Origin of the sequence: Okeania hirsuta, from assembly GCF_003838195.1 — a bacterium.
In the GTDB taxonomy this organism is placed as follows: domain Bacteria; phylum Cyanobacteriota; class Cyanobacteriia; order Cyanobacteriales; family Microcoleaceae; genus Okeania; species Okeania hirsuta.
This window is the reverse complement of record NZ_RCBY01000242.1, coordinates 1-10,555: the sequence shown is the minus strand read 5'-3', so window position 1 is coordinate 10,555 and position 10,555 is coordinate 1. Positions and strand designations below refer to the sequence as shown.

Genomic DNA, 10,555 nt, shown 5'->3' with positions numbered 1-10,555 from the left:
ATTTGGCGATTATTTATATAAGTAGCTTATCATAACCGAATTTAGCATAAATCAAAATTTTAAAAATTTTAGAGTATAATAAAAAAATCAACTAAGAGATAAAAATTAAATCAAATTCAGAAAATTATTTTCAAATAAAGATTGTTTATGACCGAAACTATTCAAATTCCTGAACAAATAGTAATAGATCTTAGTAAAATCCTGCAAATATTTGCCATCGCAGTCATAGGAATAGTCGTAGTTATCGTAATTCGCAAACTGCCTGAATTAATAGAGAGGATTATATCTACAGAAATTTCCGAAGCATATAAAATTATAATATCTCCAAATAAATCACTAATTGGAGTAGTAATTGCCATAGCCATATCTGAGATAACTCTTCTGGCTGTTACACCATATTCTCAGGTATATATTATAGAAATTACTCTGAGTTTAATTTTAACTATCACAACTACTTGGCTAGGTTCTCAATTTGCTAAAAAGTTTTTTGATGTTTATTTAATAGAAGCAGCATTTAGAAGCGATCAAAAAGCTAATAGTGACTTATTTGTAGTAGGTAAATTTATTGCTAACTTTATCATTCTTGTATTAGCTATTATCATTTTTGCTCAGACTCACCAAGTGAATGTATTTGGTATTATTGCTAGTCTAGGAGTAGGAGGTGTAGCAGTTGCTTTTGCTGCTCAAAATACTTTAAGTCAATTACTTGGTGGTATCGTACTTTATGTAGATAGACCTTTTGTAGTAGATGATTATATTGGTCTCCCAGATGGTACTTTTGGTAGGGTAGAATCAATTGGTTTACGCTCTACTAAAATCCGTTCTTCTGGTAAAGGTACATTAATTATTATTCCTAATAATTCTCTGACACAGGTAAATATTGAAAACTTTACCGCAGCCAAGAAAGTTATGTCGATTCTATACTTAACTTTTTATCGTCAGGTAGATATTGAAGAACAAGCATTAATACGTCAAGTTATCTTAGCAAGTACAAGTGATGTATTTGGCATAGAGCCTCGTAATACTGATATTACCTTTAAAAATTCACAGAATTCTAACTTACAAGATATAACTCAAGCCCAGATTACATTTTTTATTTTAGGTTCTGGTAAAGTATCTATGGATTTGCGTCGTCAAATGTTGGATAATGCTAGCCAAAGAATTACTTTGAAACTTAAGGAATATGGTATTGCTTTTGATATAGAGCAACCTAGTATCTATGTTGATTCACCAATTACAGTTTAATTGATTATGTTTTTTTCAAATATAATTAACAAGGTCAATCAGCTATCTGTTTTTTTGCAAGGTTCTAGCATTCCTCACTATCTAATTTTTTTTGTATTTGCCCTGGGAGCTGTATTGATAGGAAAATATACACCAGGAATAGTGCAATTAATTATTAATAAGTTTTTGCCTAGTTCAAGCAAAGAAATTACTAACAACTTTATTAGTCCACTGACAAAACCTTTCCAAGTTGCAGGAACATTTATATTAATTTCTCTATCCTCAGTTTGGTTAGAAGAATACAAAGCATTATACAATTTCTTTAATCCTTTAATAGTTCTTGTTGTAGTGATTAGTATTGCCTGGTTAGCTTCCCGTTTATTTCAGCAAGTACTCAGGATATATGGCATTGAAATTATTCGTAAATCTGGCTTAGAAGCTGATGAGTTACTCTTAGTATTTGAGACTATAGTAAATGTAGTAATCGGATTTATTGCCACAATAGGTTATGCTCAAAGTCAAAGATTTCCATTAACAGGTTTGTTAGCTGGAGTATCTATTGGTGGTGTCGCTATTAGTTTTGCTGCTTCCAAAACTTTGGAGCAATTGTTTGGTACTGTTGTATTGTATTTAGACCGTCCTTTTATTCCTGGAGATTATATTCGTTGCTCATTAGGAGAAGGTGAGATGTATGGCAGAGTAGAATCTATTGGTTTGCGGTCTACAAAAATTAGGAAAGCCGCCACGGGTACACTATATATTGTTCCTAATAACCAATTAGCCAATGCAGGAATTGAGAATATTACCCGTGGTAAAAAAGTGATGGTTTTATTATATTTAGACTTTACCAAGAAACTGATAGAACGAGAAAAAGCTCTAGTTCAGCAAGTGGTTAAAAATAGTACAGATTCAGTATTTGGTATTGACCCAGGAAGTACAAAAATAGCAGTATTTGACCATGAACATACAGATAAATGTCGGGCGAGGATAACTTTCTTTATTCTCGGTTCTAGTGAAAATTCTATCCAATTAAGAAAGCGACTTTTGGAAGTTGCTAATCAAAATATTTCTAAGGAGCTGAAAAATTTTGGCATTGAATTTTATCTACAAGAACCAAATATTTATGTTGATTCCCCAATGACTATTTAATTTCCTGTATTTTCTTCATTCCTATTTCTTTTAGGATTTATATAACTGTGCATTTTCTATGAAAAAACGACTGACTAAAATTGAATTATTTAAGCAAGCAATGAACTTTTCAGCAGGTCACTTCACTATATTTTCAGATAGTGAAAGAGAAAATCTGCACGGTCATAGTTTTTCTGTATATGTCATGTTCGAGGCTGAAGTGACAAACAATGGCATGACCTTTGACTATGGTATTTACAAAGAAATTATCCTTAATATTTGTCAATTTCTTGATGAAGTTTTTCTACTGCCATTAAAAAATCCTTATCTCAAAATAGAAGAATTCGATGAATATATCTATGCTTTGTTCAATGGTGGTAAAGAGAAAATACCATTTCTTAAACGAGATGTAAAGTTGCTTCCGGTGCGAAATATTACTGTAGAGGAGCTTTCTCATTGGTTTTTGCAACAATTACTTGTTAATGTACAAGAAAATCAAGAGCATTTGATTCAAACAATAGAAGTTAAAATATTCTCTGGTCCTGGTCAGTCAGGTAGCAGTTTTTGGAGTAAAAAATGAGCAAAAAATATTTGGTTATAACTGGTGGAAGTCGTGGCATAGGATTGGCAACAGCTAAACTATTTCTGGAACAGGAATTTCAGGTTATTAACCTTTCTAGAAATTTATGTCCGTTGCCAGATGTAGTTAATATTCAGATAGATTTAGCTGCAAAAGGTTTTGAGGAAAATTTGAAACAAGAGTTACTACCTAAATTAGAATATTCTGAAAGGGTGATTTTAGTTCACAATGCTGCCCGCTTAGATAAGGATAATGTAGAAAATATTCAAGCCAATAATTTACGAGATATCTTGGAAATTAATATGGTTGCTCCAACTATATTGAATCAGATAGTCATGCCAAAAATGTCAAAGGGGTCTGCTATTATTTATGTGGGTTCCACTCTCTCAGAAAAGGCGGTGCCTGGTGCCTTTAGTTATGTCACTTCTAAACACGCAGCAGTGGGGTTAATGCGAGCCACTTGTCAGGATTTAATAGATCGAGGTATTCATACAGCTTGTGTTTGTCCTGGTTTTACCGATACCCCAATGTTACGAAATCATCTTAATCATGATGAGACAATTATTGAGCAGATAAAAACTATGAATGCTCAAAATCGTTTAATCGAAGCTTCAGAGATTGCACAAACCATTTATTTTGCAGCGACTAACCCAGTTATTAATGGTGCAATAATCCATGCAAATATGGGGCAAAAAGAGAGATAAAAAGATGGCAGCTACTCAACTTAATCACTATCTGATTAGTCATTGAGTTGATAAGGACTTGTAACTGTTACCTATAATCTGGTATTATCTATAATAGTCTCCGATTATCTGTTTTATGCTACTAGGATTCAAAACTGAGTAGCAACCCACAAATCAACAAAAAACATTACTTGCCCAACACGCTGGTGTGGGTCGTCATGCCTGTAATTGTGGATTATGGCTGACTAGAAACATCCTTAATCACAATTCTATTAATCCTGATAGCAAAATTAAATTTCCTACTGCTATTGACTTGGCCTTTGCTTTTGGTAGCAATGGTTAAACCTCAAAACTATTGGTACTACGAAGTGTCTAAAACAGCACCTCAATATGCTTTGAAATATTTGTCATCAGCTTGGAAGCGTTACTTTAAGAAAGTCTCTGGTTAGCCTAAATTCAAGAAAAAAGGCAAAGATGATAGTTTTCCTACGGAATGCTACGCAAACACTTTAGATGGTTCAATACCCACCCCCATCCCCTCCTGGGAGGGGAGCAAGAGAGGTGGGTCAGATAAAATTACCTAGAATTGGGGGTTGCACATTATAGAATGATATTGCCAAAAATTAGTTTAGACTTTGACTAAAAAAAAACCATTAATTAATCATTCTAGCAATTATCAAATCCAAAATCTTGTTCATCAAAAATATAAAATCATTCGTCACTGTGCAACGCCTAGAATTGGATGGGTTAAAACTTTTGAGATCTTGCCAGATAATGTCAATCTGTCGTCTGTAACTATTAGTAGAAAAGCTAACCGCTGGTTCATTAGTTTCAAGATTAAAACAGAACCTCAAATTAGTGAGAATTCAGTAGATGTAGTTAGTGTAGATTTAGGAGTAAAAACCTTAGCAACATTATCACTATTGCGAAATGTTTGATGGTGCTAAATCGAAAAAAAAAGTTAGAATTATTACTATCACGACTGCAATACCTTAACAGGTATAAAACCAAGTTTTCCAATAACTGGAAAAAAGCACAGCTAAAAATAGCTAGACTACACAGTAAAATAGCTAATATTCGTAAAGATACATTGCATAAACGTGCCTACTTATTTGGCTCTTAACTACAACCCACCCCCATCCCCTGCTGGGAGGGGAGCAAGAGTGGTGGGTGAAGATCTGAATGTATCAGGAATGATGGCCAACTATAAGCTAGCTAAGTCTGCCCTAGTCTATGGGTTTTTATGAGTTTCGTAGACAGCTAGAGTACAAATGTCAACTGTACGGCTCTAAATTAACCATTGTTGATAGATGGTTTCCTAGTTCTAAAACCTGCTCTAACTGTGGAACTGAATTGCGAGTCTTTGTTTTTATCAGACTGTTTGTTCAATTGCGAACACTGCAATTTTAGCTGCGATCAAGACTTGTTTGCGTTTGCGTAGCATCCCGTAGGGAAGCATTCCGTAGGAAATGCAGCGTTAAATTTAGCTATGGGGGGCAGTGAGAGCTACGCTCCGCGTTCCGCGTTTCGCGCTAGCGTTGCGCAGCAAACGTCCGTGTCAGCTTGTGGACTGGATAACGCCGACGTTGCCAGGTAGAAGCAAGAATAGAACAGATAATTATAGATTATCGTAGGTTTCTAAGAACGGCAACATCAAGTGTACAAAATTCAGGAGTCATTTTCTATGTTAACTGCAGCTAAACCTGAGTTTCTCAAAGCTTATTGGGACAATTCTTTCGATCTGAAAAACCACATCCAGGAGTTTTTGCAGATAGATCGACATACCCTTGAGACTCGAATTCAGGAAAGTAATCAAGCTATGACTAAGTTGGGACAAAACTTTGATTGGGAAATGGCAATCGAATTTTATCGAGACCAAGTCGGAGCAACCTATATCTTAGAATTAGCAGCGTGGCATTTAAAAAGCTGTGATTATATCGGTAATATGCTACATTTAATTGCTGATTTTGCTAAAGGTCGGGTTTTGGATTTTGGTGGGGGGATTGGAACACATTCCTTTGCGGCTGCTTTGTGTCCAAATGTTACCGAAGTTCAGTACTTAGATGTAAATCCGATTAACTGCAATTTTGTTCTGGAGCGCTCCGAAAAATTAGGGTTATCTGACAAAATTCAAGTCACATCAAAATTGGAAATTTATAACTCATTTGACACAATTATGTGTTTTGATGTCATGGAACATTTACCAGACCCAATATCACAGTTAATTGAGTTTCATAAACTTCTGAGTTCTGATGGAAAATTACTAATTAATTGGTATTTTTCTAAGGGTTTTGGCAACGAATATCCTTTTCATTTAGATGATACAGCTATTGTGAAATATTTTTTTCAAACGCTACAATCAAATTTTCTAGAAGTATTTCACCCCCATTTAATCACAACCAGATGTTATCAAAAATTGTGAAGTATTTAAAGAAGTATCTATCTATAAAATATTCCTTAATATCTAAAGGAATCGGGATAATTTAATATATTGAGAGCTTGATACAACCTGGGTTTTTCTAATTTGACTCAGACCCCAATGTTGCTCAATGATTTTCTTGTCTGTTTTATCCCACATTCCGCACGTCATTTTGTAGCATTAAAAGTAGTATGTAAATCCGTAGCTTTGTAAGTATTTATACTATGCAAATCATCTCAATTACTTTTTTCGTCGATCAAATTCTGAGTAAAAAATTTACGCATAAATACTTGCTTGATTAATGACGCAATCACGGCAGCTATGATTTTCTTCTAAAATTCTGTCTCCTGTCTCCTGTCTCCTGACTCCTGATTCTATACTACATTTTGTTGTGCGGAATGTAGGTTTTATGTTCCCTTTGATAATTTAGGCAAAAAAAATGGCAACTGCTCAAGCTAACCTCTTACGATTATTATTTGCTTCTACACCTGTGGGAGCTATTGGTTCAGGTACTGGAGGTGGAGTCGAATTCACATTACAAAATATTGCCCAAGAAATGATTCTCAGAGGACACAAGGTAGATATAGTTGCGCCACAGGGTTCTATAACTAAAGTAGATTGTCCCATTATTGAAATTACCGGAGAACTGCAAGTTAGTATTCAGCAATTAAATCGTGACACCCCCATTTCTATAATCCCTAAATCTGTGCTTACCAGAATGTGGGAATTTATAGGAAAAGAGCAAAATAATTACGATTTGATTGTTAACTTTGCTTATGACTGGCTTCCCTTTTATTTATCTCTATTTTTGAATGTCCCTATTGCCCATCTGGTAAGTATGGGTTCTCTGTCAAAGGCAATGGATGAGATTATAGAAAAAACCAGTATTAGTTTTCCTGGTACTATTGCTGTTCACACAAAAGCTCAGGCAGAAACTTTCTCATTTCCTAGTAGATGTCGAGTTGTGGGAAATGGTATTGACATAAAAAACTATCAATATTGTGATCGACCAAATAATTACTTGGTTTGGGTGGCGCGCATTTCTCCTGAAAAAGGATTGGAAGATGCTGTGGAAGCTGCAAAAAATACTGGTATTCCTTTGAAAATAATGGGTTTGCTTCAGGATAAGTCTTACTGGGAGAGTATCCAGCAAAATTATCCTGATGCGCCAATAGAATATTTAGGGTTTCTACCAATTAAGGAAATGCAGTTAGTGCTGCGACGCAGTCGAGGGTACTTGATGACCCATCGATGGAGTGAAGCATTTGGCATGACTGCCATTCAATCATTAGCTTGTGGTGTGCCTATAATTACCTATAATAAGGGAGGCCCTGCTGAAATTGTGCGTCACGGTCAAACAGGTTGGCTAGTTGAGCCTGGTAATCTAGTGGAATTGGTAAAAGCAATTAACAATCTTGACAAACTTGATCGTTTAGCTTGTCGGCAACAAGCGGAAGCTGAATATTCTATTCAAGTTTATGGAAATCGTATGGAAAATTGGTTCTACGATATTCTGGCTCAGACTAGCTATTCGCTGAGGAGTTAGGAGTTATACCAAGGGTGATAAATATTTGTTGCAAATGGTAGGGACGTTGCATGCAACGTCTGTAGGTCAGAGGGAAGAAGGAAGAAATATTGAAGAAAAATAGAAAAATGATAGAGATAGCTGTCTAAAATTAATTGGAGTAGCTCTTTTTAAGCCAATAAAGTTCAGATAATACTAAAACTCATAAGGTATGGAACCATTAGAGTAGCTCTTGAGCTTACAGAACTGCAAAAAAAATCCTTAACTGAACTGCATTGCTTTTCAACCCTCTCTGATCGAGACGCACCTTCTTGTAGCATTCTTTTTTCAAACTCGCATAACAATATCACGATGGTTAAATATTATCTAACATTGACAGAGCTTTTAATTCCCTGTGCTCATCAGACTTTTTTAAGGATTCAGGTTAATTATCTGTTGAACAATATCAACTAAATAATCCCCAGCAATCTCCCACAGTTCACCATATATACCTACCCAAAAATTGCTATGTCTTCTATCTTTTCTTTGAGCTTCTGTTCATCTATAAATGTAATTTTGAACACCGAATTTTTTGAGAAATTTACCTTGATAAAATCAACCAGTATTAGCAATAGCAAGCAGTGAAATTAAATTAGTCAAACCTTGTACATTACCTAGACTTCCCTCTAGATTATATCCACCTGTTTTACCGAAAAATTGGGGTAGGTGCCTTGCTCTTATAGGGCGACTTTTTATTTGTAAGTGAATTGAATATATGCTAGAGTATTGAATATACGGTAGAGTGTTATAGTTGTCGGGGGGCACTCGGAAACTCTAAACGGACGTTGAGGGAAGCGTCAGACTACCGCCTAGGAAGCAGCACCCTGTGTTGGCGGAGCTATGCGCCACCAAAGCGTCAACCTCCCGAGGAATTAAGGTTCGATAGGAATCCCTGTGCCTTTAGGCCAGAGAGGATGTCAAAGTCTTTAAACATGGCTTCGATGCCCATTCTCCACCGATAAATTTTCAAAACTTCATACAAATTTTTCAGGTTCGTTTATGGTGTTGCACAGTGACGAATGATTAAGGTAATTGAGGGATTTGCTGATGTTTCAAATCATAGATCAGCAAGCGAACTGATTTGCACAACAGATCAATGGACTTGGAGTAGCATAAAGTTTTGCGATGTAACCTAGCGTCCGTAGTGTCTTAAACGCCAATTTTCTCCTTCTACTCTCGTCATTGCTGCGGGTGCTGACCAGGTGATCACAATCCTCGATTAAGCTTGGATTTACCTTGTACCCGTCAGTAATATCAAGAAAACAAGCCCAACCTTGAATCATCTGCCATAATATTGTGAAGGTAACGGCGCAGCGATCGCCTATCACAAACTTGAGAATTCCTGGCATTTGGCTATTTACGACTGTCCAGACCCAAATTTTGTTTTTTTTGAGCCCACAAAAGTTGGCAGTTCATCAAGCGTGAGCAGTTTCAGGAATTTCATAGTTCTCCAAAGCGAATATGTGCTTGGTGCAAGCCGTACCCAGTTAAGCACAGTATTGTGGGAAATACCAGTCACTCTCTCAATGGCTCCCAATCCCATGCCGTTAAGGAACATTTTTATACAAAGCTCTTTAAGATCAGAACTATAGCCGGTAGGACAGGGGTTTGATCGAAATTGACGGCCACAGTCACGGCACAGATAACTCTGTTTTCCCTGACGATGACCATTTTTCACTACTTTATGGCTTTGACAATCAGGACAATCCATCTCTCAATCAAATTCTAGAATATCATTCTCTATTGTGCAACACCTCGTTTATAAGTACCAAGGTTCTTGTCTTGAGTGCGTCTTTCATTCCGAGGATACCAGGGAATTACACACTCGCTTTTTCTACTTTCTGATTATATTTCCCTTTCCAATATGCTCCTAGGTTAAATCTTCCAACACCTTGATTTTGAATAATATTGATCTGGCTCAAAAAAATTTTTGTTCCGGGATATATCTGCAAAGAACTAAGTTTTTCATAGTTTTTCCCAGGTTTTCGATCATAAGTATTCTGTTTTTGTCCAAAAACAAAGTAAATTATTTCAGGTGATTTTTGATTTTTGAGCCAGTGTGATCATTCAACGCCGTGGAATTCACGGTCTCCAATAACTACTAATTCATATTTTTTTAATAAATGTCAAACAGGGTTAATAATTGCCTTTTGTTCTCCTCAGCCTTTTGTTCTCCTCAATTACTGCTGCTCTTTTTCTCTAAAATTTGTCCATAAATAGGTCAGGCTGGTTTTTTGTAGATCACCCCTATTCAAAATATATTATTTTCTTTCCATTGTGTTCTATCTATAGTTAGAATTAACCGACTACCATCCACAAATTCTTGATGAATTATCCTCCTGGTCATGTCGATGCTTTATCAATGGCCAATATTTAGCAAGCGATCGCTTCCAATCATTTGTAACATTCTTTTTTCAAATTGGTATTACCCGGTGGCAAGCTGTCAAAGATGCCAAATGTCCTACTTTTTCTGCGATCTGGGGTAGCAAGTAGGTATAAAATTTTTACCCTTTCTCTATGTTTACCTGTTTTTTGGTCTACAAGCAGCTTTTTTAGGGTCTCTTCTGGCTCAATAATATTAATTTTTAACCCACATTCCGTACGACAAAATGTAGTATGCAAAGATGGTCAAACTTGAGTAAGTATTTAGACTTAAGAAAAAAAAACCTCAAACTGTAAGAGCTGATTTGTAAACTTAGCTAAAAGTCTGATATTACCTAGTTTTTAGCAATTAGGGTAATACTTGATAATAACTCCTCAAACCTAAGTATAGCAAGTGATTCAGCGCCTTAATCTTTACTTGATCAATCAGCTCTAATTCTAGATAATTAAGTGAAGATCAAAAAGAGGAGAAAATGTCAATAGAAGTAACTAATGTAGACCATATTTCAAGCAATTTCTCATGGATTTAATTTGTACGAATGATGGAGATGTCCCATTGTGGATGAGAATTGGTT

The 10,555-nt window shown here is 35.8% G+C and carries 9 protein-coding genes and 1 pseudogene; 9 read left to right on the top strand and 1 reads right to left on the bottom strand.

The window, feature by feature from the left end:
- The first annotated feature begins 147 nt into the window (after positions 1-147).
- The 9 genes from D5R40_RS26530 to D5R40_RS26485 all read left to right on the top strand — a co-directional run bounded on the left by D5R40_RS26530 (position 148) and on the right by D5R40_RS26485 (position 7,580).
- Complete coding sequence (locus D5R40_RS26530) at positions 148-1,245, top strand: mechanosensitive ion channel family protein (RefSeq protein WP_124146268.1); 1,098 nt, start codon at positions 148-150, stop codon at positions 1,243-1,245.
- A 6-nt stretch (positions 1,246-1,251) separates the two neighbouring features.
- Positions 1,252-2,373 carry a mechanosensitive ion channel family protein gene (locus D5R40_RS26525; protein WP_124146269.1) on the top strand — a complete coding sequence of 374 codons (1,122 nt, stop codon included), beginning with the start codon at positions 1,252-1,254 and terminating at the stop codon, positions 2,371-2,373.
- Between the two features lie 58 nt (positions 2,374-2,431).
- The gene (locus D5R40_RS26520; RefSeq protein WP_124146270.1) at positions 2,432-2,932 is read left to right on the top strand and encodes a 6-pyruvoyl trahydropterin synthase family protein; all 501 of its coding nucleotides are present in this window, start codon (positions 2,432-2,434) and stop codon (positions 2,930-2,932) included.
- The gene (locus tag D5R40_RS26515) at positions 2,929-3,636 is read left to right on the top strand and encodes an SDR family oxidoreductase (protein ID WP_124146271.1); all 708 of its coding nucleotides are present in this window, start codon (positions 2,929-2,931) and stop codon (positions 3,634-3,636) included. Before D5R40_RS26520 ends, D5R40_RS26515 begins: the two co-directional genes overlap by 4 nt.
- A gap of 187 nt (positions 3,637-3,823) precedes the next feature.
- Positions 3,824-3,958: a hypothetical protein gene (locus tag D5R40_RS41490; RefSeq protein ID WP_282433603.1), complete on the top strand. Its 135-nt coding sequence runs from the start codon at positions 3,824-3,826 to the stop codon at positions 3,956-3,958.
- Between the two features lie 292 nt (positions 3,959-4,250).
- A complete protein-coding gene (locus D5R40_RS26505; protein WP_124146272.1) occupies positions 4,251-4,553 on the top strand; it encodes a hypothetical protein in 303 nt (100 codons plus the stop codon).
- Positions 4,554-4,848: 295 nt separating this feature from the next.
- The gene (locus tag D5R40_RS38130; protein WP_205127462.1) at positions 4,849-5,025 is read left to right on the top strand and encodes a zinc ribbon domain-containing protein; all 177 of its coding nucleotides are present in this window, start codon (positions 4,849-4,851) and stop codon (positions 5,023-5,025) included.
- A 274-nt stretch (positions 5,026-5,299) separates the two neighbouring features.
- Complete coding sequence (locus D5R40_RS26490; protein ID WP_124146274.1) at positions 5,300-6,037, top strand: class I SAM-dependent methyltransferase; 738 nt, start codon at positions 5,300-5,302, stop codon at positions 6,035-6,037.
- Between the two features lie 436 nt (positions 6,038-6,473).
- A complete protein-coding gene (locus D5R40_RS26485; protein ID WP_124146275.1) occupies positions 6,474-7,580 on the top strand; it encodes a glycosyltransferase family 4 protein in 1,107 nt (368 codons plus the stop codon).
- A gap of 1,041 nt (positions 7,581-8,621) precedes the next feature.
- Here the strand turns inward: D5R40_RS26485 and D5R40_RS26480 are convergent.
- Positions 8,622-9,309 (bottom strand): annotated as a pseudogene (locus tag D5R40_RS26480) (IS1 family transposase).
- Positions 9,310-10,555 lie beyond the last annotated feature (1,246 nt).